This is a genomic window from Morganella morganii H1r (assembly GCF_000633515.1).
Lineage (GTDB): Bacteria > Pseudomonadota > Gammaproteobacteria > Enterobacterales > Enterobacteriaceae > Morganella > Morganella morganii_B.
This window is the reverse complement of record NZ_AYMP01000014.1, coordinates 177,458-202,296: the sequence shown is the minus strand read 5'-3', so window position 1 is coordinate 202,296 and position 24,839 is coordinate 177,458. Positions and strand designations below refer to the sequence as shown.

Genomic DNA, 24,839 nt, shown 5'->3' with positions numbered 1-24,839 from the left:
ATACTCTGCACTGTACCGGTAACTTCAGCATTAATTCATTCCCGCTCAATTTTTTTATCAATAAAACGGGTTCAATGATAATTAATTGTATATATATATCATTAATAAAAACAAGATAATAACAAGAAAATAGCATTTAAAATACATAATTCATCATGACATTACTTGCTGTTCGTTAAAGTTATTCACCATGTAAATAAAATAGCACTCAAACCAATAAATAAGGCCGTTAATGTCATAAAAACTACGTATCAAGTAGAAAAGTCCGACATTAGTTATATAATTATTTATATCGGATGGATTGACACTGTCCCTGTTATTTAATTTCCGAAAACTACGCCGTATTGTTTACTCTGAGATGCCCATGAACTCATGTACTTTGACATCTGACAATAATAAAGAGATACAGTCTGTTATTGTTGAGCCCGATATTTTCAATATTACCGAACAACAGGAAAAAGGTCTTTACCTTCTGATGTCCGGAAAAATGAAATGGCAGGATTGCATAAACTCATACACCCTTCATGACAATGAAGTTATTTTTTCCAACCAGGGAAGCTATGCATATCAGCATATTTCCGGTGATATTAACTTATTATGGGTTCCGCTGAGTAACCATTTTCTGCGGGATTTTCTGCACCGCTTTTCCGATATTCTCAGCCATCTTCACCGCGTTGCGGACCCGACATCCGGACTCATTTACTTCCCGCAGTCCGCCATGCTGAAAAACAGTATCAGCGGGTTTTATGATGCTTACTGTAATAATGCACCGTCACCGCTGATAAAGCTGAAGCTGGAGGAATTATTATTAATTATCGCCCTCAGTGAGGAAGGCACACGACTGATGTCGGTATTGCGCCAGCTGAGTAACCGTCAGGCGGAACGTTTGCAGACCTTTATGGAAAAACATTATCTGAAAGACTGGAAATTAAATGAATTTTCCCGGGAATTTGGTATGGGTCTGACAACCTTCAAAGAGCTGTTTGGTGCGGTATACGGCACATCACCACGGGCCTGGATCAGTGAACGGCGGTTATTATTCTCCCATCAGCTTCTGCTCAATACCCAGATGAGTATTGTTGATGTCTCCATGGAAGCCGGGTTCTCAAGTCAGTCGTATTTTACCCAGAGTTACCGTAAGCGTTTCGGATTTACACCCAGCAAAGCCCGGAGTAATCATATAAACTGACGAATAGTGATAAAAACAGAAAACAAAAATAACACCGAAAAAAAACGGGTCTGTTAAGCTGCGTTCCTTTGCTTCACTTTTATTCAGCCAGAGGGATTTATGCTTAATAAAACGACCTGTCATCGTTATCTGTCAGATAATGAAATATATAATTCAGAAGACGTTTGTAACGAGAATGATTTATTATCTAAATATCTTACACGTCAGCAGACAGACCATTTAAAAAAAACGGATTGGTTCCGCCGCAGAAAGAAATGGAATATTCCTTTTCAGTATCGTGACCTGACCATGATCAGACAAACAATACAGGCTTATCCTGATAACTGGGATACCTGTTTGTCTGATACCATTATATTATCCGGATCCCGTTACTGGGTTGACTGGTTATTAAATGAAACATATGAATACCGGATAAAAAACGCACACCGTGAGCTGTGGGATCTGGAAGAGAAATATCGCCGGAACCGGATAATAAACAGCCAGCTGTCGGCCCTGTATACACTGTACAGTGCATATTATCCGCAACCGGAACAGACAGAGCTGTCAGATATCAAAAACTGTCTCACAGAATCCGCACAGGATCTTTCCCGGACGCAGCAGGATATTTATGCTCTCCGCCGGGAAATGCCGTTCACACTGCGTCATTTTATTAATGTGTTCCGTGATGTTATTTATCATCATAAACCCTTACCGGACAACGGCATCCCGGACTATTTCCGCACGGTTGTGCAGCTGATTTTGCAGCTGAAAAATAACAATAATGACGATCAGCTGTATCTGTGGCTGAACAACCGCAATATCTGTCTGACGGCAGATAAAATACACTGGTGCTGACAGTACCGGTCAATACACCGGATAAAGGGATAGCAATATCCCTTTTATCTGATGATACATTCCGATAAAAATAAAATAGTGACCACGACGGGAAATAACACACGAACGGCATTTGCCTGATAACCGCAAGAGGATTGATATTTATGTACCGTCACACTGAAACGACTGCTGCCACACCTGTGTTTACCGATGAACGCCGGTTGTTATGGCAGACACTGGAGACATTCCCTGCCGAAAGTCAGGAATACCGGGATATTTGTGTGAGCTTACTGGCTCCGGTGATTTGTGATCTGAAAAAAACAAAACATACCGGACAGATAACCAGAGACTCACTCTTACAGATCCTGTCCCGCTATGATGAATACGGCGAACAGCAGGAATTTATTTTGTCCCGTCTTTGGCAGTCACTGCCGGAATCATTATCTGACAGTGACCTCAAATCACTGATTGCCGCCGAACTCAATCAGTTGCTTTATGTTAATAACCAGCTGACTTTCTCTCAGTTTAATCTCCGCTGACACCCTGCGTTAATCCGGCAGAACCGCAAATGACCGGACCGGAAATCCGCCCGCATTGTCCGGCTTTGCCACGATATTAAAAATCACCGCACCTTTGGCCGGAACTTTATCGAGATTGGTCAGCAGCTCTATCTGATACGCATCCTGATCCAGTACAAAATATTCCGCCAGCAATGCACTATTTTTGCGGAAATCCTGCGCCGAATCGGTATCAAAGGTTTCATGCCCCACGGCACTGATCCCGCGTTCACGAAACAAAAACTCCAGCGCATCAATTCCCCATCCCGGAATATGGTTGTTACCTTCCGCGTCTTTATTGTCCATCAGTGCCTGTGACGGCCAGCGTTTGCTCCAGTCCGTGCGCAGTGCCACAAAACTGCCGCTGTCAATACGCCCGTGAACCTGTTCAAACGCCAGCACATCGTCTGCGGATAACGCAAAGTCCGCATCCTGCTGTGCCCTGACGGACTGATCAATTACCACCAGCGGCAGCACCAGCTCTTTCAGTTCCAGTTCGTGCACAAAGCGCCGTCCCTGCACAAAATGACACGGCGCATCGATATGGGTGCCGTACTGGCCGGGGAACGTAAACTGCTGGGCAAAAAAGCCGTCACGGTAATCAAACAGTGTTTTGAATTCAGCCGGATCAAACATAAAAAAGTGCGGTGAATCCGCGTTAAATGCGTGTGTCAGGTCAATCCATTTTTTGGACTTTAACAGATTAATTGCGGCGATTAATGATAATGACATTCTGCCCCCTCAATGTTATACCGGTAGTCGTTGTAATTTATGCTCTGGTTATCAGTCAGAATTTACACGGCTTGCCGGGGAAGTCATTTGCAGATATTTCATGTTGTTGTCCGCACCGGACAAGGGGAACACAATGTTAAAAGTGATTGCTGAAGATTTTATGCAGCCGGATGCCGTTGAGATCCTGATGCCGATGTATGAAGAACTGGTTGCCGCCACCCGCCGTGAGCCGCTGTGTATCAGTTATGATCTGTTTGTCGATCAGAAAGACCCGGGACATTTTGTTTTTATCGAAACCTGGCCGGATCAGGCCGCACTGGATGCCCATTGTGCCAGTGAACACTTCCGCCGTCTGGTGCCCGCTATTAATAAATATCAGCGCGCAGAGCCGCGTTTTATCCTGATGGACAGCGCCGTTAAGTAAAATAATCAGGGCGGGTATCCCCGCCTTCTCTGTTTTCAGTCGTGGGCGATTTTTTCTTCTTTCGCTGCCGCCTCACACCACTCAATAATTGCAGGATGCGCCAGGATCCGGTCAATCCACGCCTGTGCCGCCGCTGAAAACGGCAGCTGATACGTCCGTGCGCGCAGAGCCACCGGCACATAAAAAGCATCCGCCGCACTGATATTTTCCCCGGCCAGCCACGGGCCGCCGAACCGGCTTAATCCCTCACACCAGAGCTGATCCAGACGCTGACACTCTTTCTGTAATTCCGGCGTTATCTCTGCGGCCGGGCGGCTTTCTGTGCAGTTCAGCGGGCACTCGCGGCGCAGCGTGGTAAATCCGGAATGCATTTCTGCTGCGGCAGAGCGCGCCCATGCCCGGGCGGTTTTTTCCGCCGGCCAGGTCCGCGGGTGATCCTCTGCAATATACTCGCAGATTGCCAGAGAATCCCAGACCGTGGTCTCCGCCGTCACCAGACACGGCACCAGCCCGGACGGGGAAAAACGGATAAATTTCTCATAACTGCTGCCGCCCGGCACAAAGGTGGCCAGTTGTTCATCAAACGGGATATTCAGGGCTTTCAGTAAAAACCAGGGTCTCAGCGACCAGGAAGAGTAATTTTTATTAGCGATCCACAATTGCAGAGACATATAACCCCTCCCGATGAAATTAAAATAAATGATATAAACAGCAGGCTGATTACCTTACCCAATGTATCCGTTTTTTATTCCGCCACCTTAAAAAAGGATAAATCCTGTTCATATTCTTTCTGATAGTGCCCTTCCGTGCCCAGCGCATCCTGCAAAAAATGTAAAAATGCGGAGACTTTTTTCGGCAGATAGTCACGATCCGGATAAACCGCATAAATATGATGCAGCGGCAGCGGGTATTCCGGCAGTAACGGGATCAGCCGCCCGGCACGGATATCCGGTGCGGCGATAAACTGCGGCAGCTGGCAGATCCCCGTTCCCTGCAAAACAGCCTGATGCAGCGCCAGACTGTTGTTGGCACGCAGAGTGCCCTGCGGGGTAAAACGCACGACCTCTCCCCGGTGCAGAAATGTCCATGACTGACCGGCCTGAAAATAGCTGTAAAACAGGCAATTATGAGATTTCAGATCAGTCAGATCCTGTGGTGTGCCGTGTCGTGCCAGATAGGCGGGAGATGCGCACAACACGCTGCGGCAGGGGGACAACACGCGGGCAATCAGAGAGGAATCCTGCAATTCACCGATCCGCACAGCCAGATCAAACCCTTCCCCGACCAAATCCGTCAGTTTGTCATCAAACACCATTTCCGCCTGTAATGACGGCCAGCGCTGTAAAAATTCAGGCATTATGTTGGCCAGATGCAGACTGCCGAATACTGCCGGGGCGCTGATTTTCAGTGTGCCGTCAACCTCACGGCTGTAATGCGACAGTGCATCCTGCCCGTCCAGCACCGCCTGATGGGCTTTTTTCAGATAGGTGTAATAAAGCTGTCCGGCTTCCGTCAGCTGCAAATGGCGCGTGGTACGGGTGACCAGCCGGATACCGGTTTGTGTTTCCAGCGCCGCCAGTTTTTTGCTGACCGCCGACTTGGTCATGTGCAGATACTCTGCCGCTTTTGTCAGGCTCCCCTGCTCGGTGATAGCAATAAACACCGGTAACAGCGAAAAATCCATAGTACCCTCTTCATTGTCAACTGACAGGAAACTCTGTTTTTCTGTTTATAGCGTTTATTCCGGGCACCGGCAATCTCTATACTCTCTCCGTCCGCAATAAAGTGAAAAATGACGATGAAAAAAGAGATCCTGTTACCGCTGATTGCCTTACTTTCCGGGGTATTACTCACCCTGATGATTATGAGCAACAGCTATTTATCTACCTTTACTTCCCCGCTGCACGCCTCCTGGCTGACACACGGTATCGGTGCTGTGGTTGCCCTGATTATCTGGCTGACAGTGAAAAAACATCTGCCGTCACGCCGCACCGGCACAAAAATACCTCGGTGGTGCTATCTCGGCGGGATACCCGGCGCGTTTACCGTACTGCTGGCGGCGATCACCGTTAACAGCCCGCTGTCACTCTCCGGCTCGATTGTGCTGATGCTTGCGGGGCAGATAGTGACCGGTCTGATTATCGACCATTTTGGTCTGATGGGACTGGCCCGGCGCAAAGCAACAGGCCGCGACGGGCTGACACTGCTGCTGTTATTCAGCGGCTGTATTCTGATCATTGCAGGGAAATAATAATGTTACTGTTTTATATTAGTATTGCGCTGACAAATGGCATTTGCATTATTTTCAGCCGCAGCATCAACGGCAGATTATCTCAGAGCAGCAATGCGTTTTATGCCTCGCTGGTTAATCATATCGCCGGGTTTATCTTCCTGAGTGTGGTTGTTCTGTTTTACCTGCCGCAATTCCCCGTCACGCTGAGTAACATTCCGCTGATCGCATTCACCGGTGGTATTATCGGTGCCTGTTTCGTGGTGATAAACAGTTATATCCTGCCGTTGCTCGGTGCCACGCTGACCACTATTCTGGCTATCTGCGGCCAGGTATTATCCGGCTTTATTATCGATATCATACAACACGGTATGCCGTCACATCTGGTGATGCAGATAACCGGCGTGATCTTAATCCTGCTGGCAATCGCGGTCCGCTACCGGACATAATTTTTCTTATTTCGTTACTCAGCGAAGTGTTTTCTCTGTGCTTCCGTTATGATTAGCCGGACTGCATAAGGAGAAACCCATGTTTGCTGTAATTTTTGAAGTGACTATGCCGGAAGACAAGCAATCCCGTTATCTGGATATCGCCGCCGGGCTGCGCCCGCTGCTCAGTGAGGCAGAGGGCTTTATCTCCATTGAACGTTTTGCCAGCCTGAGCACACCGGGCAAATTATTATCGCTCTCATTATGGGAAGACGAAGCCTCTCTGCTGAAATGGAAACAAAACCTGCAGCACCGGCAGGCTCAGGAAGAAGGTAAAGCGGATATTTTTTCTTTTTACCGCATCCGTATTGCTGAAATCACCCGTGAATATGACTTCGGGCAGGAATAATCGGCGGAGCTGATATGTCAGAAGAACACACGTCTGAGTTAGAAACCGCGCTTGCCGGTGTGGCTGCCGCACTGGCTGATCCGTCCCGTATCCGCATGATCTGCGCTCTGATGGACGGCAGAGCCTGGACGGCAACCGAATTGAGCATTGCCGCAGATATCAGTGCCTCCACCACCAGTGCGCACCTGGCAAAACTGGTCGCCGGAAAGCTGATTATCTGTATTCCGCAGGGGCGTCATCGCTATTATCAGCTGGCCGGATTAAACGTGGCCGAAATCATCGAAAAAATGATGAATCTTGCCGGTATCCCGGTGACGGCTGCCATCCGCAAATCCTCCGCCCCGCCGCATCTGCGGCAGGCCAGAACCTGTTATGACCATCTGGCCGGGGAAACAGCAGTCGCGGTGTATGATGCGATGCAGGAAAAAGGCTGGATAACCGCTGATGGTACGGCGCTGACGGTATCAGGCGAATCTGCGCTGACTGCGCTCGGGCTGCCTGACGCCCGCACGGTAAAACGGGTTTTCTGCTGCGCCTGTCTGGACTGGAGTGAACGCCGGTTTCACCTCGGCGGCTATCTGGGTGCCGCCCTTTTCACTCACTGTGAGCAACAGGGCTGGCTGACCCGCACGCCGGGCTACCGTGAAGTGACAATTACCGGAAAAGGGAAAAAACAATTCCGGCAATGGTTAGGGATTCAGATCCCGTCATTATGAACTTCTGACCAGCAATAACGATAATTTACGGGCGAACGGCAGAACAAATAAGACAGTCGGGAACGCAATAGCCCAGGATATTCCCCATGATGTCAGCCACGGGGAAACCAGCAGCCAGGAGAATCCCAGTGCTTTGACGGTACTGATAAACGAAACAATACCACTCATCACCAGTGATAAGAAAAAAGGTACCAGGAAGATTAACGCGCGCTGAGGCAGCTTCGGAAAACCTAAAATATAATTTTTGTCCTGAAAAGACACAGACGACTCCGTATAGTGACGACACAACAAGAAAGATAATACCGGTTATTCAGTCATGGTAGTATTTTATGATCACACTTACAATATACAATTACTTATTTTTTAAAAACAATATATTAAAAAGAATCATTTAAAAACAAGCCACGACACATATACTACATTTGTTCTAATTCCCTAAATGAGAACAGTAATAATTTAACCTGAAAAAATAAGAATAAATAAACACGATAAATACAGAGGTTACAAATGAAAAAATCACTTACTTTAACCTTACTCTCTTTATCAGCATTTTCATATGCAGGAACAGATTTTGATAGTTATTGCAAAGACTTAAGAGGAACTGTGAAAAATGGAAATATCGTAAGCTTTCATGTTGTTTCCAACCATTATAATAATGGAACTACAGCGGGAGGAAATCCCGCCTTCATCGCCAATACGAAAATAAAACTATCCGATGGAAGAGAATACCATTATGGCATCATGCGCAATGCCAGTGCTCTTTACGATATCGCTAAGGTAGCCTATCTGACACACGCAGATATAACCCTGTGTGTCGGTACTGAAAATAACTTTCCTGGTGGAGATGCCATCTATATGATTGGATTAAGCAAAAAATAATCTTTATAACACAACTAACCTTATACTATCACCACCGGAGAGTTGTAATGAAAAAAATAATCCTGGCTGCATTATTTATTTTTCTTAACATACAACCATCATATGCACGCCCTGTATATACCGTATACAGAGCAGATTCAAGACCACCGTCAGATGTATTTGAAAAAGGCTTTACCGCATGGGGAAATAACATTAATTTTCATGCCCATGTGAATGGTTCTTCCGGAAGGAGAGGAACTAAAGATTCAGCATTTATTCCGACAACATCAAACTTTGATTTAGCGAAGAATTTCGCCATAGATTTACTTAATGTTTCAGAAGAAGGAATATCTTACGTATATAAGATAAGACCAGTAAATAATTTTTATTCTGCACTTGATACTGTATATTATTACTATGACCAAGCTAAACAACGTGTCGATGATACACTAAGATCTGTATTAGCCCGAGAGCAGGAATATTCTGCATATATAAGCATACCAAACCAATTAATAGAGATTGCAACTAAATATGAAAGAGTGGGTAATAGCATCATTGAAAAAAACATTGTGAACGAATTATATTCCAGTGGAGATACGCATTCCTCTGTTGAGGAATTTAAAGAATATAAACCATCAAGAATAGATAGCTTACCTCATCTTATCATGGGATCATCCATGACTAATATAAACAATGAATTACCGGATGACTCAGCTGTATTGCCGTCCTCTTCATTTACCATAAATTCTGTACTTGGAACAGTTGTGGAGGCAGCTGAATTATAATTATCGCATAATCATAACAACCATAATGATGAATATAATCTTCTTCTTCCGGTTTATATCTTCTGATATAAACCGTTTTTCATCGGAGAATATTCATCGCTTCCCGCAGAGATAACAACCGGTAAAACCGTTCTGCAATCTCCCTGACCTCAATAAATGACCGTCCCTCATAGCCGGAAAAATCACCTTCAATATCAAACAGATAATCGTAGTGGTAATAATAGTTCTGATTCAGATAAGTCAGCCTGGGCAAAAATACCACATAACCGGGTATTTTCCGGCTGTTATGTTTTATCAGCCAGTATCTGCTTCATGAAAATTGTAATAAACAGATCCAGCGGTTCACCGTTACGGGTCAGTTTGGCACGCATGACCGCCCCTTCCCAGCCCGCCCAGAAAAAAGCCGCCATCTGCCTGCAATCAATATTTCCGGAAATAAGACTTTGTGTCTGTGCTTCCAGAAGGCAATTTTCCACTTTTTTTTGCCAGCCGGTAATAATGTCATTAAGTAATTCGCAATACCCTGCCGGCAGACTGACGACTTCCTGCCCGAGATTACCGATCAGACACCCGCGCTGCCAGTGGTATTTTTCCATTCCGGATTTGGCAATCCGGCAAAATGTCAGTAATCTTTCCGGTGGCGGCAATGTGGTATCAGACAGACATTTATCCAGCAGATAAGAAAAACAGCGGTCATAATGACGTATCACTTTCACACCGAAATTTTCTTTACTGCCAAAGTAATAATAAAAAGATCCCTTCGGAACACCGGCTTTTGTTAATATTCTGCTGATATCCGACGTCATATAGCCTGTTTCGGTAAACACCGCCGTACCGCTGCGGATCAATATTTCTTTTACATCGGTACCTGCATCATGGTTTTTCGGCGGTCGTCCCCGTTTCGGCTTTGTCATTATTGCTGTCATTACGTTTTATCTCTGTTATGCGGAATATACAGATTGCTGTCCGTATACATTCCGGCTGTTTCGCTGCAGGAAAAAATCCTCCCGCCGTAACTGCACGGGAGGAACCCACCGGAGAGTGTTCGTTATTTCATCATTACGTCCTGGTTTTGTTTCATCTCAAACCGCGGGGAAACAAAACCATACAGTGTCCAGCCGAGGAAGGTGGCGAGCGCCCCCCACATCACAGCATCTTCACCGGATGAATACAGCGCATAGAAACTATAAACAGCACCGATAAATGCAATCACATTGCCTGTCCGTGCTTTCTTAGGATCCACATTGGCGACTTTCTGCAGAATAATCATGGCAGCCATGGAAAGGATATAAGGGATAATATTGGTAACAACAGCCAGGTTAACCAGCACATTGAACTGTTTATTCAGTGACGGGCTGATGGTCATCAGCGACAGTACAGACTGAATAATAACAATAACCAGCATACCTTTTACCGGGGCATCCGCTTTGGTAACGGCAGAAAAAACTTTCGGGAAATAACCGGAATCGGATGATGATTTAAATACCTGCGCAATGGTGAACTGCCAGCCTAATAATGAACCGCAGCAGGACATAATCATCAGCGCCATAACGACCTTACCCACACCCGGCGTAAACATTTGTGAGAATGCCAGGCCAAACGGCGCAGTCGAGTTTGCCAGATCCATATTCGGTACAATACCGGCGATGACGTTTGTTGATACGATATAAATAACCGCTGCACCTAATGTTCCGCCCAATACCGCTATCGGCACATTTTTCTCAGGATTATCAACCGCCTCACTGTTAGCACAGGCTGACTCCATTCCTAAAAATGCCCATAATGTCATCGCAATAGAGGAACCGACCGCCTCAAAAAGCGGAAAATTATGCGGGTTCCAGGAATTAACATACAGTTCAGGGCTGAACCACCACCAGCCGATAACCGAAATACCAACAACCGGAATAATGACCCCCCAGACAGTCACACTGCTGATCCGTCCGGTGATCCGTGCACCGCCGAAGTTTGCCACCGTACAAATCCACAACACAACAATTGTGGCAATACAGATACCCAGCGGCGTCATCGCCGCATCCATCAGTTCAGCACCATAACCGACGGCTGAAATCGCGATCGCAACGTTTGCAATCAGCAGAGAAACACCATAGGTGTAATTCGCCATAAAGTTACCGGATTTACCGAATGCGTATTCCGCGTAACCTCCCATCCCTCCGCTGCGGCGGCTGTACATACCGCACTTGGCAAATGCATAAGCCAGTGCCATAGAACCGACGGCGGTCACAACCCATGACAGAATAGAAACCGTCCCCACTTCCGCCAGTTTTGTCGGCAGCATAATGATGCCGGATCCCATCATATTCACTGCGGTTAATATAGTGAGCTGTAATACGCTCATTTTATTTTTTGAAGCACTCATCATATTTCTCCCCGGCTGACGGAGCACGCTCATCCGCGCTCCGTCATGCACGAATTAACGAACTCAGTGTTTAATTACATAGCCGTATGCCCGCTGACGGCCATCTTCATCACAGCGGATATACACACCCTGTAATTCCGGTGAGAATCCCGGAAAGAGGTTAATCCCCTCCTCGAGCGCCAGAAAATATTGCTGCACGGAGCCACCCCAGATTTCCCCCGGAACCACACACAGAACCCCCGGCGGATAAGGCAGAGCACCTTCAGCCGCAATACGGCCTTCAATCTGATCCACCGCAACCAGTTCCGCATTACCGCGCACAAACGCAATATTCGCGGCCTGCGGCAACATGCTGACCTGCGGGAAGTGTGATTTGCGGAACATCTCTTTCTGGAGTTGTTTCACATTAAACTTCACATACATATCATGCATTTCCTGACATAACTGACGGATGGTATACCCCTGATAACGGGTTTCATGCGCATGATATACAGACGGCAGTACCTCTTTCAGCGGCGCATCCTGCTCCAGTAATTGCTCAAAACGGGCAATCTGAGCCACCAGATGCTGCATTTTTGCCATGCTCTCGGCAGGTGTCAGCAGGAACAGAATGGAGTTAAGATCGCATTTTTCAGGAATGATATTATTTTCACGCAGATAGTTAGCCAGAATCGTTGCCGGCACACCGAACACTTCATAATTACCGGTTTTGGCATCAATACCCGGCGTTGTCAGCAGTAATTTGCACGGGTCAACAAAATACTGATTTTCTTCATATCCCTCAAAGGCATGCCAGCGCTCACCCGGCACAAAATTGAAGAACCGGAGATCATTGGCAATCACATCAGTCTCAAAATCGCCCCATGAACGGCCGTCAACAGTTTCCGGAATGAACGGGCGGATATGCTGACAGGATTTGAGCAGCAACTTACGGGTTTCAATCCCGGTTTTCACGCAATCCATCCATAAACGCTTGCCCGATTTCCCTTCATGCATTTTGGCGTTCACATCCAGAGCGGCAAACAGCGGATAGAACGGGCTGGTGGAGGCATGCATCATAAAGGCATTGTTCAGACGCTTATGATTCACATAACGGCTCTGGCCTTTAATATGACTGTCTTTTTTATGGATCTGAGATGTCTGAGAGAAACCGGCCTGTTGTTTATGGACTGATTGTGTGACCAGAATTCCGGGATCATTTTCATTCAGATCCAGCAAAAGCGGAGAACAATCTTTCATCATCGGAATAAACTGTTCATAACCAACCCAGGCGGAATCAAATAAAATGTAGTCACATAAATGACCGATTTTATCGACAACCTGGCGTGCGTTATAAATTGTGCCGTCATAGGTGCCCAGCTGAATAACAGCAAGGCGGAACGGACGTTTTTCGCCGGTCCGTTCAGGTGCGACTTCTTTAATTAAGCCGCGAAGATAATTTTCCTCAAAACAGTGGGCATCAATCCCGCCGATAAATCCGAACGGGTTGCGCGCCGCTTCCAGATAAACCGGTGTTGCCCCTGCCTGTATTAATGCGCCGTGATGATTTGATTTGTGGTTGTTACGATCGAATAATACCAGGTCACCCGGAGCGAGTAAGGCATTAAGCACCACTTTATTTGAAGACGATGTACCATTAAGGACGAAATACGTTTTATCCGCGTTAAAGACTTTCGCCGCATGCTGTTGTGCCGCGCACGGAGCCCCTTCATGAATCAGCAGATCCCCCATGGAGACGTCCGCATTACATAAATCAGAACGGAATAAATTTTCGCCGAAATATTCAGCAAACTGGTTACCCAGCGGGTGACGGCGGAAAAACTCCCCGCCCTGATGTCCGGGACAATCAAAAGCCGAATTGCCCTGCTCAACATATTTTTTCAGACTGCCGAAAAATGGCGGTAACAGGCTTTCTTCATATTTCAGCGCCGCTGTTTCCAGTTGCTTACTGTATAATTCACCGTTCTTTTTATTTAAATCAATCACACCGGTTAACCGTGTAATGATATCTGCCGGAATGACTTCGTGATCACTGATTACAGCGAAAACCGGCTGTTCAAAACTGTGCTGCTCAATAAAATCCAGCTTTCCGTCGCGGATATCATCAAGTGAAATAACGATGACGGCAACATCAGTAAAATCTGTATTCAGGATATCCACACATTCCCGGTGTGTTGAAATATAGTCAGACATATCATAGCTGACAGCTACTTTATAACTTTTCATTTTCATACCTTTTATTTTTGGCAAAAAATTCCCGCTGAAATATTCATAAAAAATATTTCAGTTATTTATTTTCATAAATGCGAGTTTGTTCCCTCAATATTCTATTGAGTTAAAAATCACATTTCTCTTTATGCCATTACGTATGTCAAAACAATGCTCAGGGCTGACGGCTTTCACTGTCTCAGCAAGGGCTTTTTTGCCGTAACCGGGAATGATGAAAACTGTTTACCTGCACATTGATATGCATGAAAGCCAGAGTATGAATTATCAATCAGAATTCAGCATATCCACACATAAATGCGGGATATAATGAGAATGAGGTCGACGATCCATACGATGGCAATATGCAGACAACGTCATGGATGTCAGTAGAGGGACTACCTTTGCGCATTAAAACGATTAAAATCAAAACACGAACGATGTGAGAACATCATAAGGTGTGTGACACGTCTTATATGCGGCCAAAATCGGTTGTTGTTTTCCATTTTTGCACCTGTTTAAAATTAAGACTATCTGACGAACAATTATTAATATAACCAAGTACAAATGCCATACCGTGATATATATCAAAATTATAATTTTAAAAATAGATTTCCCCAAAATTAATCAGTATGAAAATACATTTTGTTAATACCGTGTTGTGTATATTATTTGGATCAATTAAAAAACAAATAAATATTTAATATAGTTACTACGTCTATATTAAATATAACAACCAAGACACCATTATTATAGTGACACGGTCTATATTCTTCATTTAAAAAATAATAAAACACAACCGTGATATATATTTAATCAAATGGCACTAATAGTTTAATTTTAAATTCGGACGTAATAACAATAAATTACCAGCAATAATATTTTGTGACCGTAAGACTCGTAAAATTAATAAGGTATTATTTTTGAATAATTATTCATTACAGTAATAATATTTTTCTGTGCATGCTAAATATATAAACGCAATATGACGCCGGATTCGGGAATGACGCGCACCATTATGCTGATGCAAGCATATGTGTGACTGAGGCAACGTTTAAGGCCTGCAGGATAAGTTTCAAATCCGGCAATACTAACTTTTACTAACAGGTAACTATCTGCGCCCCGGTAAGCAGATATCCGTTAAACTATTCATGCCAACCAATAGCGATAATATATTGATTTAAATGCAGATAATCACTGTGACTTCCCGTGATAAAGAACAGATGGCATCATTTTACTCAGCACGATGCCATCATTTCGTTACCCTTTTTTAATTTCCATCCGCCATTGGGCATCACCGATTTGCTCAAAATCAGTAACTTCATGGCCGGCTTCCGCCGCCCAGCGCGGAATATTTTCCGTGGCCTGAGCGCAATCGTATTTGATGACCAGTACATCACCGGCCGCTAATGTCTCAATGGCTTTTTTTGCTTCAATTAACGGAAAGGGGCACAGATGCCCGCAGGTATCTAATTCCAGCATATTCATGGTTTCACCTTATTGCTTTATTTTCTGAGGACGTATGATAGTAAAATAACTGACAATCCAGCTGCCGAGGATAATGCAGGGAATAAACACCCAGCCCTGCCAGGAGAACCAGGCCGTATTGACCAGGGTATTTCCCAGCATACAGCCGCCGGCCAGGCCGCTGCCGATACCCATAAGTAATCCGCCGGTCAGACTTTTTATCATCACGGGAAAACCCGGGTTGCGGAAACGGAATTCCCGGCTGCCTTTTGCAGCGATAAACGCCCCGGCAAAAATCCCGATCAGCAGATAACCCGCCCAGTTAAAGAATTTCAGGTCACCGGCCGTTACCAGTGAAAATAATTGTGCGCTCGGGCCGCTGATCCCTAATCCGCCGACACGTCCGTCCGCCAGGCTTGAAGGCCAGGCAAGCAGTGCGATGACACCAATAATCAGGGCAGAAACAAACGGATGCCAGCGGGCTTCGAACAGCAGGTGGGCGACCCCGGTTTTCCGTGCTTTCATTTTGGGAATGTGAACAGATTTGTATTTATTCAGGTGACGATTCACCAGAAAAACCGTCAGCAGCACCAAAACAATAATCGCGATATACGGCGGGATATTCAGTGATTGTGTGATAGTCGGGGAATCCAGTTTCGGTGTGGTGACCGGAGAAAAGACCTGTTTTACGGCGGACTGACGGATAAACCAACTGGCAATAATAAAACCGCCAACAGCTATAATACTGCCTGCCAATCCTTCCGCAGCCCGGTAATAAGCACCGGTTGAGCAGGATCCGGCAAATGCCATCCCCATACCAAAAAGTAATCCGCCGGTCAGTGTTGCCAGCCAGGGAAATGTGCCGGCAGGGATTTTTGCAATACCGAAATAAGAAAAAACGAAGAGTCCGATACTCTGGACAGAGATGACAATCAGAATAGCAATCAGCATTCTGCTGTCGCGGAAAAGATAGAGATCGCGCAAACCACCGGCTAAACAAAAGCGGCCGCGCTGCATAACAAAACCCAGTAATACCCCTAAGAATAAACCGGATAGATGAGATAAACTTATCATAGACATCGCTCCTTTGAGAGCGCTATCTTAGCGAAATATCTTTTTGATTATTTGATGAAAATCACAGAAAGCGGAAATATTGTTTTTATGCACGGGCGTAGATAACCGGCACGGGGAGATAATACCACTCTGCGCCTTCGTGGTATTTCTTTTAACGTAAGAGGGAATTCTTATGAGTGTACCGCAAACAAAAGCTGAACTGCTTTTAGCTATTGATAAAAATTTTAGTAAATTAATTAGTTACCTCAACGCAATCCCACCTGAATTTACTTCAGATAACTCAATGGACGGGCATGCCAAAGGAACGGATATGAGTATTCGTGACCTCGTTTCGTATCTGATCGGATGGAATGCTCTTGTGGTAAAGTGGATCACTTACGATGCTGAAGGCCTGCCTGCCGACTTTCCGGAAACAGGCTATAAATGGAATCAGCTTGGTCTTCTTGCTCAAAAATTTTATTCAGATTACAGTGAGTTAAGTTATGAATTGTTAGTAACTGAACTTCAGGCTGTAAAAAATGACGTTGTGACGCTTATTGATGAGCGTACCGATGATAATTCCTGTTTTTGAGCCTTGCGAACATCGCCCGGATTTTGCCGTTACTGTCATTTAGTGTATAGCGCCGAAGAAATGATTTCATCCTGAACACATTACCGTACACAACGATATACAAATCCCAAAGGATACCGGCCAACCTCTGAGTACCGGGATTTCACTGTAAGACTTGATTTTATTGGGGTTTGCAGACCTTAGCAAATCTTAGCATTTTCTTGCGCATTCTGCCGGGTCTGATTTTCCTGAATCCCTTATGTTACAAGGCTTATAAGAGATTTGCATTCGGTTCGTACTTTGCGCAAAATACCGATACATGATAACCGGAAACATTTACAGATTTTTTAAGGTGCTGCGGTGATCTGCGGACGGATTTACCTTATCAACCCCATCATCCGGAACGTTAGGATTTGTCAGGACTCAAACGTCTATATTTTTAACTATTTAACGTGCTTATTCCGGGCCTTGTCTCCTTCCGGATTACCCGCCCCAAAATCTTAGAGGCGGATTACGGAAAAGAAGCTTTGACTTATTTCTTAGGCGCTAAACAGAGTTTTTTATCAGTGACATATTTAGTTGCCATCATAGGTGTCCAACCTAAGGGAGTACCCCGACAAGCTATATAACCAAGGCTTTCTAATTTACTTGTATAAACATAAGAAAATATAACCGGGGAAACTAATGAAGCGACAAAAAAAACAAGAGCGATTTTATACGTTTTCTTTGCTTTACATATTGGCATAGGAGAACCATAAAAAGCCACATATATTGGATATAATGAAAAAATAAAAACAACAAAAGAGAAAACAAAGGCAAAACAGTCTCCCCACGAATACGTTATTTCATCTTGAAATTCAAAATACCCGATTAAATCTATAATCGAAAAATAAAAAGCACCTATACCCATTATTAAAAAAAACAATGAAGACGCTATTGCTTTTAATCTAATGGTTAGCATCAATACCCCCTCGGGATTACTTTTTCTATAGAATTCCGTACATACCTTTTAATTTCACTCACAATAACTTCTCTGCCCGTCTCTAACATTTTGTCAGCATACATAGACCCAAGGTCGAGAATTCCTTTTTCGACTTCCCGTGCTTTCTCAACAAACTCCTGCTGTGCGGCTTCAAGGTATGCAACTACCTGATCTGTTACACCAAACTTGTCATCCAGTTTATTTAGCCCCCATGCAGCAAACAAACCGAATCCAACAACAACAACCAGAGGTACTGCGACAAAAGGTACATAGGCAATAGCCAAAGATCCCGCCCCCCAGCTAATAACAGACGCAATTCCCAATTTAACTACATCAGTTGCAAGTGAGCCAATAAATTTTGCCAATGACGTTTCATCATTCAATATATAATCGAGTGTACGGTAAGCTGCGGCAACATAAAACGTCAGACGTGCACCTTCAATAATTGACTTGGCAAGTCCATATTTACCAATGCCGAGATCAACAACCTTTGTATTATCTAATCTGAATACCGGGGCATTGAGTATTTTTCTTATTCCGGGATGACCTGTCAGTTTAATGAGCTCCGTCCCTATATGATTGATATAAACCGTTGCCCGAATACCAAGATCGCCGAGTTTTACAAGAATCATTGACGTGGTAACAACATCCTTACCATTCACCCCATAATTCACCATAACCTGCCCGATACCGGATTGTGTCATTTCTACCCAGGCCGTTTTTGTGTCTTTCCATCCCCATGACTGAAGCACTTCAAAAACTTCACTAACGGTAAGCAACATCACGTCGAAATTATTTTGATACAGCATCCCCCTCAACCGTTGATCCGGAAAGACCATGCTGTTACGTAGCACCGGATAATCAGGAATAAATCCTAATTCGGGTTTTTCTCCGGTGAGGTAGGCCGGAAGTTTCCGGGTTCCGGCATATCCTGTATGTGGTTTTGATTCTGAAAATGCGGCCACATCAGTGAGTGATGTAGCGTTTACGAGGGAAGCTTTTGCAATAATGGTATTGGAGCCGTAAGGGCAACCACATTGTACTATTGAGCCGTCAACAGCCTGTGGTTTGCGGTTATTCATCATCCTGCTGTCTCCGGTTGCTATCGTGCCGGTCTGCTTGCACTGCGGGCAGGTGGTGGTGAGATCGCCGGCAATCACTGCGGGTTGCCTTTGTATTTTACCATGCCTGACGACGCGATACAGGTGGCTCCTGTTGTGGTTTTGTCACCATCAATCGCCATGGCTTTTCCGAATATATTAGGCCGGTATCCTGACATTGTATTATCCCTGGTTTAGTTATTATCACGTAAGAATATTAACCCATAAGTGAAACTCAGTCAGAAAAGTCCTTATATTTTTCTTTGGTCAGCAGGATATCGTATATTCTTCATACTGAACAATCATTAATATCGCCATGATAATCGGGGCAGCCTCTCAAAACTCAATTTTAGTTAGGATTTGTCAGGATTAAAACGTCTGTACCTGCCGCTGCTCAGCCCGCTTTCACGGGTTTCAGTTAGAGTGACCACCGGATATACGCCGGGAAATAACATTTTTGTTTTGCCCGCAAACTGTATAGATTCCAAAAGACGGCGGCAGACTTCAAAAGACAGTGATTTAGCTGTAAAGCTTGATTCTGGTGGGGTTTGCAGACTTCAGGAGACGTTCAGAGAGGTTTGTCTGGAGCGGGCGAAGGGAATCGAACCCTCGTATAGAGCTTGGGAAGCTCTCGTTCTGCCATTGAACTACGCCCGCGTCAGGATGTGTGAGATTATACGCCGGTCATCTTGTTTATCAAGAGGATAGTGAAAAAAAAGCCTCACAAATTTGTGAGGCTCCGTATTCATTTACTGCAGCAATTATTTTCCCGGACGCATTGCAGGGAACAGGATGACGTCACGGATGGTGTGGCTGTCAGTAAACAGCATAACCATACGGTCGATCCCGATACCCAGACCCGCTGTCGGCGGCAGACCGTGTTCCAGCGCGACAACATAGTCTTCGTCATAGAACATCGCTTCGTCGTCACCGGCATCTTTCTGGCGGACCTGCTCGGCAAAACGTTCTGCCTGATCTTCCGCATCGTTCAGCTCAGAGAAACCGTTACCGATTTCACGGCCGCCGATAAAGAATTCAAAGCGGTCAGTAATAAACGGATTGTCGTCATTACGGCGTGCCAGCGGAGACACTTCTGCCGGATATTCAATGATGAATGTCGGCTGGATCAGATGGCTTTCTGCCACTTCCTCGAAGATTTCACACTGTACGCGGCCCAGACCCCATGATTTCTCAATTTTGATATTCAGGGATTTCGCGATAGCAACTGCTTTATCCATATCATCCAGATCCGCCATATTGGTTTCCGGACGGTATTTGCAGATAGCTTCTTTCATGGTGAGTTTGGCAAACGGTTTGCCGAAATCGAATTCCTGGTCACCGTATTTCACAACCGGGTTACCCAGCACATCCTGCGCAATAGTACGGAACAACTCTTCGGTCAGCGCAATCAGATCTTTATAATCGGCATACGCCATATAAAGTTCCATCATGGTGAATTCCGGGTTGTGACGCGGAGAAACCCCTTCGTTACGGAAGTTACGGTTGATTTCAAACACACGCTCAAAACCACCGACCACCAGACGCTTCAGATACAGTTCCGGCGCAATACGCAGATACATATCAATATCCAGCGCATTATGATGGGTAACAAACGGACGCGCACTCGCCCCGCCCGGGATCACCTGCATCATCGGCGTTTCCACTTCCATAAATCCTTTGTTCACCATGAACTTGCGGATTTCAGCCAGGATACGTGAACGCACCGCAAAGGTGTTACGGGATTCATCGTTGGCGATAAGATCCAGATAACGCTGGCGGTAGCGGGTTTCCTGGTCACTCAGACCGTGGAATTTATCCGGTAACGGACGCAGTGCTTTGGTCAGCAGACGGACTTCAGTACAGTGGACAGTCAGCTCACCGGTTTTGGTTTTAAATAACTTACCGCGTGCCGCGAGGATATCGCCCAGATCCCATTTTTTAAAGGATTCGTTGTACACACCTTCCGCCAGATCATCACGGGAAACGTAAATCTGAATACGGCCTGCGGTGTCCTGTAAGGTGGCGAAAGAGGCTTTCCCCATGATACGGCGGGTCATCATACGGCCGGCAATCGCCACTTCGATATTCAGGGCTTCCAGCTCTTCCGCGCTTTTTTCGCCATACTTCTCATGCAGCTCACCGGATACCGCGTCACGGCGGAAATCATTCGGGAATGCAACGGCTTCTTTTTCACGCAGCAGTGCCAGTTTTTCACGGCGTGTTTTTAATTCGTTATTTAAATCAGGTGCCTGCTCAGCACTGTGTTGGTCTTGTGACATTTTTAATCCTTATAAACCCGCTTTTAAGCTGGCCTCAATAAATTTATCCAGATCACCGTCTAATACAGCCTGCGTATTACGGGTTTCCACACCGGTACGGAGATCTTTAATCCGGGAATCATCAAGCACATAAGAACGGATCTGACTGCCCCAGCCGATGTCGGATTTGTTATCTTCCATTTCTTGTTTATCGGCGTTTTTCTTCTGCATTTCATATTCATAAAGTTTTGCTTTCATCTGACGGAAAGCCTGATCTTTATTCTTATGCTGCGAGCGGTCATTCTGGCACTGAGTGACGATCCCGGTCGGAATATGGGTAAGACGTACCGCAGATTCCGTTTTGTTGACGTGCTGACCACCGGCACCGGAGGCGCGGTAAACGTCAATACGGATATCCGCCGGATTGATTTCGATATCAATGTCATCATCCACTTCCGGATAGATAAACGCGGAACTGAACGAGGTATGGCGGCGGCCGCCGGAGTCAAACGGGCTCTTGCGCACCAGGCGGTGAACGCCGGTTTCTGTGCGCAGCCAGCCGTAGGCATATTCACCCATGATCTTAACCGTTGCCGATTTCAGACCCGCCACGTCGCCGTCAGATTCTTCAATAATTTCGGTTTTAAAGCCGCGGCTTTCCGCCCAGCGCAGATACATACGCAGCAGCATGCTTGCCCAGTCCTGAGCTTCTGTACCACCGGAACCGGCCTGGAGATCAAGGTAGCAGTCAGCGCTGTCATATTCACCGGAGAACATCCGGCGGAATTCCAGCTGACCGAGTTTGTCTTCCAGTCCCTTCAGCTCTTCAACCGCTTCGTTAAAGGTCTCTTCGTCATCGGCTTCGACGGCGAGTTCCAGCAGACCGCTGACATCCTCAAGCCCCTGGTCAAGATCATCGATGGTTTCCACGATGGCTTCCAGAGAGGCGCGTTCCTTACCGAGTGCCTGAGCACGTTCAGGTTCGTTCCAGACGTCAGGCTGTTCCAGCTCGGCGTTAACTTCTTCTAAGCGCTCTTTCTTGGCATCGTAGTCAAAGATACCCCCGAAGCACCGAAGTACGCTCAGTCAAATCCTGGATCTGATTTTTTACCGGGTTAATTTCAAACATGTCTTTTTATCTTTTGTTGATTGTCAGGTAATAATGTGAGAACTGTATATTGTAACGAAAATCCGCTCATCATGACAGCACTGCAACCCCCTTTCGGACTAAAATTAATCCGGCCAGATATGTTCTATCAGTAACTGCACACTGCGCTGCCCGCGGAACTCATTCACATCCAGTTTGTAGGCGAGGCGAACCCGCTGCACACTGTTGTCCGGCCAGTAATTTACATCCACGTTAAAGGCGATACCATCGAGCAGCGGACCGCCGCCTTCCGGTTCGATCATCACTTTCAGGTGTTTTTCACCGACGATGCGCTGTTGCAGCAGACGGAATGTACCGTCAAACAACGGCTCCGGAAAACCCTGTCCCCACGGCCCGCCTTCGCGCAGCAGTCCGGCGGTTTCCAGTGTCATATCCTGCGGCAGCAGCACCCCGTCGCTCCAGATGACCCCGTGCAGCAGGCCGGGGTCGATCATATCATCCACCAGCGCGGCAAATTTATGCTGAAAATCAGGAAAACAGGATTCCGGCAGAGAAAGCCCGGCCGCCATGGCATGCCCGCCGAATGCCGCCATCATTCCCGGATTGAGCGTATCGAGCCGCTCGAGCACATCCCGCAGATGCAGGCCGCTTACCGAGCGTCCGGAGCCTTTCAGCAGACCATCGCCGCAGGGGGCAAAGGCAATCACCGGTCGGTGATAACGCTCTTTGATGCGTGAGGCGAGAATACCGACCACGCCCTGATGCCATTCCGGGTGATACAGGGCAATCCCTGACGGCATTTCCGTGGTGCTGTGCTCAATTTTGCTGAACAGCGTCAGGGCTTCCTGCTGCATCCCCTGCTCGATTTCGCGCCGTGTCTGATTCAGGCCGTCCAGTTCATGCGCCAGCATGCGGGCTTTCGCCATATCATCGGTCAGCAGCAGTTCAACACCGACTGACATATCATCCAGTCTGCCCGCCGCATTCAGACGCGGCCCGAGGGCAAAACCGAGGTCACTCGCCACCAGCCCGGATGCCTGTCGTTTGGAGATTTCCAGCAGTGCGGTGATCCCGGCACAGCAGCGTCCGGCACGGATGCGGTTCAGCCCCTGATGCACCAGGATCCGGTTGTTCTGATCAAGCGGTACCACATCCGCCACCGTACCCAGTGCGACCAGATCCAGCATTTCAGCCAGGTTCGGCTCAGCAATATTCTGTTGCGCGAACCAGTCATCCGCCCGCAGTGATGCCCGCAGTGCGGACATCAGATAAAACGTCACCCCGACACCGGCCAGGGATTTGGAAAGAAATCCGCAGTCTGCCAGATTCGGGTTAATAATTGCTTCCGCCGGCGGCAGGATCTCCCCCGGCAGATGGTGGTCAGTCACAATCACGCGGATCCCGGCAGCATGCGCAGCGGCCACACCGTCATGGGAGGAAATACCGTTGTCCACGGTCATAATCAGCTCCGCCCCTTTGCGGCGGGCCTGCTCTGTCACCTGCGCGCTGAGCCCGTAACCGTCCTCAAAACGGTTGGGGACAAGAAAATCCACCTGCCGGAATCCCATCCGTCGCAGTGCACGAACCGACAGTGCGGTGCTGGTTGCGCCGTCAGCATCAAAATCGCCGACAATCACAATCCGCTGATTCTGATGCAGTGCCTCTTTCAGTAATGCGACAGCCTGATCGATACCATTGAGCTGACCGTAATTAAGCAGTCCGCGTGCGCTGCGTTCCAGTTGCTCCGCAGAGGTGATCCCTCTGGCGGCATACAGGCGGCATAGCAGTTCGGGGCGATCGGGGGAAAGCAGTGCGGTGTAATCCGCCGCATCACGGCGGCGGAGTTCTGTTTTTATCATAACAACCTGATTATACTATTAATTATTTATTTACTAATTCAGCAATTTTATCTGCAGATAAGTAACCGGCAATCAGCGTTCCGTCCTCAAGGACAATCGCCGGGGTACCGGTGATGCCGAATTTCAGGCCGAGATTATAGTGTTTACTGATATCAATGTTACAGCTGTCTATCTGCGGGATCGGCTCATTACGGAATGCATTATCCAGCGCTTTGGTTTTGAAGCCGTTACACCAGACAGACTGCATGTCCCGCCCGACCGCAGACTCCGGCCCTTTGCGCGGAAACGCCAGATAACGGACCGTAATACCTTTATCATTCAGCACCTTATTTTCATTATGTAATTTCAGGCAGTACGGACAGGTGATATCCGTAAAGACCGTAATAACGTGGCTTCCGCGCTGAGATTTATAAATGATCATCTCATTTTCCAGACTGTTCAGCTCATCCAGCAGCACATTATTGGTGATATTTTTCGGGGTTTTACCGCTCATATCAAACATCGGCCCCTGCAGCAGATAACGGCCGTCATCGCTGATATAAAAAACCCCCTGCGGTGTGGCAACCGCCGAGACCCCCGGCACCGGTGACGGGCGGATCATGGTGGCGGTCATATCCATTTTGCCCAGTGCCGCTTTGATTTCGCTTTCCCCGGCGACCACGCCGTGGCTGAGCACCAGCAGAAGTGCCAGTGCGGATGATACAATTTTCAGCATACT

At 46.7% G+C, this 24,839-nt stretch carries 28 protein-coding genes, 1 tRNA gene and 1 pseudogene; 11 read left to right on the top strand and 19 right to left on the bottom strand.

Annotated elements, in window-relative coordinates; translation table 11 throughout:
- Positions 1-379 precede the first annotated feature (379 nt).
- The 3 genes from U868_RS0107970 (at position 380) to U868_RS0107960 (ending at position 2,541) form a co-directional block, all read left to right on the top strand.
- Positions 380-1,189 (top strand): helix-turn-helix transcriptional regulator, encoded by an 810-nt coding sequence (locus U868_RS0107970; RefSeq protein WP_025152843.1) that lies wholly within the window; start codon positions 380-382, stop codon positions 1,187-1,189.
- Between the two features lie 288 nt (positions 1,190-1,477).
- Positions 1,478-2,023 carry a hypothetical protein gene (locus U868_RS0107965; protein WP_240182689.1) on the top strand — a complete coding sequence of 182 codons (546 nt, stop codon included), beginning with the start codon at positions 1,478-1,480 and terminating at the stop codon, positions 2,021-2,023.
- 143 nt (positions 2,024-2,166) lie between these two features.
- A complete protein-coding gene (locus U868_RS0107960) occupies positions 2,167-2,541 on the top strand; it encodes a hypothetical protein (protein WP_025152841.1) in 375 nt (124 codons plus the stop codon).
- 9 nt (positions 2,542-2,550) lie between these two features.
- Here the strand turns inward: U868_RS0107960 and U868_RS0107955 are convergent, their stop codons facing one another.
- Positions 2,551-3,291: a cyclase family protein gene (locus U868_RS0107955; protein ID WP_025152840.1), complete on the bottom strand. Its 741-nt coding sequence runs from the start codon at positions 3,289-3,291 to the stop codon at positions 2,551-2,553.
- A 133-nt stretch (positions 3,292-3,424) separates the two neighbouring features.
- On the opposite strand from U868_RS0107955, the gene U868_RS0107950 reads away from it, so the two are divergent.
- Complete coding sequence (locus tag U868_RS0107950) at positions 3,425-3,715, top strand: putative quinol monooxygenase (protein WP_004238308.1); 291 nt, start codon at positions 3,425-3,427, stop codon at positions 3,713-3,715.
- 35 nt (positions 3,716-3,750) lie between these two features.
- Here U868_RS0107950 and U868_RS0107945 read toward each other — a convergent pair whose 3' ends face one another.
- On the bottom strand, positions 3,751-4,386 hold the full coding sequence (locus U868_RS0107945; RefSeq protein ID WP_025152839.1) for a glutathione S-transferase family protein: 636 nt from the start codon (positions 4,384-4,386) through the stop codon (positions 3,751-3,753).
- A gap of 74 nt (positions 4,387-4,460) precedes the next feature.
- Positions 4,461-5,399 carry a LysR family transcriptional regulator gene (locus U868_RS0107940; RefSeq protein ID WP_025152838.1) on the bottom strand — a complete coding sequence of 313 codons (939 nt, stop codon included), beginning with the start codon at positions 5,397-5,399 and terminating at the stop codon, positions 4,461-4,463.
- 114 nt (positions 5,400-5,513) lie between these two features.
- Here U868_RS0107940 and U868_RS0107935 point away from each other — a divergent pair, with 114 nt between their 5' ends.
- The 4 genes from U868_RS0107935 to U868_RS0107920 all read left to right on the top strand — a co-directional run bounded on the left by U868_RS0107935 (position 5,514) and on the right by U868_RS0107920 (position 7,498).
- On the top strand, positions 5,514-5,966 hold the full coding sequence (locus tag U868_RS0107935; protein WP_025152837.1) for a DMT family transporter: 453 nt from the start codon (positions 5,514-5,516) through the stop codon (positions 5,964-5,966).
- Positions 5,967-5,968: 2 nt separating this feature from the next.
- The gene (locus U868_RS0107930; RefSeq protein ID WP_025152836.1) at positions 5,969-6,394 is read left to right on the top strand and encodes a DMT family transporter; all 426 of its coding nucleotides are present in this window, start codon (positions 5,969-5,971) and stop codon (positions 6,392-6,394) included.
- Between the two features lie 79 nt (positions 6,395-6,473).
- Positions 6,474-6,782 carry an antibiotic biosynthesis monooxygenase family protein gene (locus tag U868_RS0107925; RefSeq protein WP_025152835.1) on the top strand — a complete coding sequence of 103 codons (309 nt, stop codon included), beginning with the start codon at positions 6,474-6,476 and terminating at the stop codon, positions 6,780-6,782.
- A 14-nt stretch (positions 6,783-6,796) separates the two neighbouring features.
- Positions 6,797-7,498, top strand: coding sequence for an ArsR/SmtB family transcription factor (locus U868_RS0107920; protein ID WP_029990849.1), 702 nt, complete (start codon positions 6,797-6,799; stop codon positions 7,496-7,498).
- Here U868_RS0107920 and U868_RS0107915 read toward each other — a convergent pair.
- Positions 7,493-7,759 carry a DUF2798 domain-containing protein gene (locus U868_RS0107915; protein ID WP_004238319.1) on the bottom strand — a complete coding sequence of 89 codons (267 nt, stop codon included), beginning with the start codon at positions 7,757-7,759 and terminating at the stop codon, positions 7,493-7,495. The two genes, U868_RS0107920 and U868_RS0107915, sit on opposite strands and share 6 nt — an antisense overlap.
- Before the next feature lie 246 nt (positions 7,760-8,005).
- Between U868_RS0107915 and U868_RS0107910 the strand changes: the two genes are divergently transcribed.
- Both U868_RS0107910 and U868_RS0107905 read left to right on the top strand, forming a co-directional pair.
- The gene (locus U868_RS0107910) at positions 8,006-8,377 is read left to right on the top strand and encodes a hypothetical protein (protein ID WP_025152833.1); all 372 of its coding nucleotides are present in this window, start codon (positions 8,006-8,008) and stop codon (positions 8,375-8,377) included.
- A gap of 47 nt (positions 8,378-8,424) precedes the next feature.
- Positions 8,425-9,141: a scabin-related ADP-ribosyltransferase gene (locus U868_RS0107905; protein ID WP_025152832.1), complete on the top strand. Its 717-nt coding sequence runs from the start codon at positions 8,425-8,427 to the stop codon at positions 9,139-9,141.
- Between the two features lie 79 nt (positions 9,142-9,220).
- Here U868_RS0107905 and U868_RS0107900 read toward each other — a convergent pair whose 3' ends face one another.
- The 7 genes from U868_RS0107900 to U868_RS0107875 all read right to left on the bottom strand — a co-directional run bounded on the left by U868_RS0107900 (position 9,221) and on the right by U868_RS0107875 (position 16,264).
- Positions 9,221-9,394 carry a hypothetical protein gene (locus tag U868_RS0107900; RefSeq protein ID WP_162817217.1) on the bottom strand — a complete coding sequence of 58 codons (174 nt, stop codon included), beginning with the start codon at positions 9,392-9,394 and terminating at the stop codon, positions 9,221-9,223.
- A gap of 31 nt (positions 9,395-9,425) precedes the next feature.
- Complete coding sequence (locus U868_RS0107895; RefSeq protein ID WP_240182688.1) at positions 9,426-10,055, bottom strand: TetR/AcrR family transcriptional regulator; 630 nt, start codon at positions 10,053-10,055, stop codon at positions 9,426-9,428.
- A 134-nt stretch (positions 10,056-10,189) separates the two neighbouring features.
- Positions 10,190-11,518 (bottom strand): putrescine-ornithine antiporter, encoded by a 1,329-nt coding sequence (gene potE, locus U868_RS0107890; RefSeq protein ID WP_025152829.1) that lies wholly within the window; start codon positions 11,516-11,518, stop codon positions 10,190-10,192.
- Between the two features lie 63 nt (positions 11,519-11,581).
- Positions 11,582-13,744, bottom strand: coding sequence for an ornithine decarboxylase SpeF (gene speF, locus U868_RS0107885; protein ID WP_025152828.1), 2,163 nt, complete (start codon positions 13,742-13,744; stop codon positions 11,582-11,584).
- Positions 13,745-14,121: 377 nt separating this feature from the next.
- Positions 14,122-14,229: a leader peptide SpeFL gene (gene speFL / locus U868_RS25275; RefSeq protein WP_107678959.1), complete on the bottom strand. Its 108-nt coding sequence runs from the start codon at positions 14,227-14,229 to the stop codon at positions 14,122-14,124.
- Positions 14,230-14,983: 754 nt separating this feature from the next.
- Positions 14,984-15,211 (bottom strand): sulfurtransferase TusA family protein, encoded by a 228-nt coding sequence (locus U868_RS0107880; RefSeq protein WP_025152827.1) that lies wholly within the window; start codon positions 15,209-15,211, stop codon positions 14,984-14,986.
- 9 nt (positions 15,212-15,220) lie between these two features.
- On the bottom strand, positions 15,221-16,264 hold the full coding sequence (locus U868_RS0107875) for a YeeE/YedE family protein (RefSeq protein WP_025152826.1): 1,044 nt from the start codon (positions 16,262-16,264) through the stop codon (positions 15,221-15,223).
- A 172-nt stretch (positions 16,265-16,436) separates the two neighbouring features.
- On the opposite strand from U868_RS0107875, the pseudogene U868_RS0107870 reads away from it, so the two are divergent.
- Positions 16,437-16,820 (top strand): annotated as a pseudogene (locus U868_RS0107870) (ClbS/DfsB family four-helix bundle protein); the annotation flags it as partial.
- Between the two features lie 526 nt (positions 16,821-17,346).
- Here the strand turns inward: U868_RS0107870 and U868_RS23525 are convergent.
- The 8 genes from U868_RS23525 to dsbC all read right to left on the bottom strand — a co-directional run bounded on the left by U868_RS23525 (position 17,347) and on the right by dsbC (position 24,836).
- Positions 17,347-17,775, bottom strand: a complete 429-nt coding sequence (locus U868_RS23525; RefSeq protein WP_025152824.1) for a DUF1240 domain-containing protein — start codon at positions 17,773-17,775, stop codon at positions 17,347-17,349.
- On the bottom strand, positions 17,775-18,956 hold the full coding sequence (locus tag U868_RS0107860) for a PAAR domain-containing protein (RefSeq protein ID WP_080694331.1): 1,182 nt from the start codon (positions 18,954-18,956) through the stop codon (positions 17,775-17,777). Before U868_RS0107860 ends, U868_RS23525 begins: the two co-directional genes overlap by 1 nt.
- Positions 18,953-19,075 (bottom strand): hypothetical protein, encoded by a 123-nt coding sequence (locus U868_RS26155; protein ID WP_275886618.1) that lies wholly within the window; start codon positions 19,073-19,075, stop codon positions 18,953-18,955. Before U868_RS26155 ends, U868_RS0107860 begins: the two co-directional genes overlap by 4 nt.
- Before the next feature lie 404 nt (positions 19,076-19,479).
- Positions 19,480-19,553 (bottom strand) — tRNA-Gly (locus U868_RS0107850).
- A gap of 104 nt (positions 19,554-19,657) precedes the next feature.
- Positions 19,658-21,175, bottom strand: coding sequence for a lysine--tRNA ligase (lysS, locus tag U868_RS0107845; protein WP_025152822.1), 1,518 nt, complete (start codon positions 21,173-21,175; stop codon positions 19,658-19,660).
- A gap of 9 nt (positions 21,176-21,184) precedes the next feature.
- Positions 21,185-22,283 (bottom strand): peptide chain release factor 2 gene (prfB, locus tag U868_RS0107840; RefSeq protein WP_096862115.1). Its coding sequence is split into 2 segments (ribosomal slippage): positions 21,185-22,207 and positions 22,209-22,283, totalling 1,098 coding nucleotides; the frame shifts between segments, so codons are not numbered across the junction.
- A 104-nt stretch (positions 22,284-22,387) separates the two neighbouring features.
- Positions 22,388-24,121 (bottom strand): single-stranded-DNA-specific exonuclease RecJ, encoded by a 1,734-nt coding sequence (gene recJ, locus U868_RS0107835; protein ID WP_025152821.1) that lies wholly within the window; start codon positions 24,119-24,121, stop codon positions 22,388-22,390.
- A gap of 22 nt (positions 24,122-24,143) precedes the next feature.
- Positions 24,144-24,836, bottom strand: a complete 693-nt coding sequence (gene dsbC, locus U868_RS0107830) for a bifunctional protein-disulfide isomerase/oxidoreductase DsbC (RefSeq protein WP_025152820.1) — start codon at positions 24,834-24,836, stop codon at positions 24,144-24,146.
- Positions 24,837-24,839 lie beyond the last annotated feature (3 nt).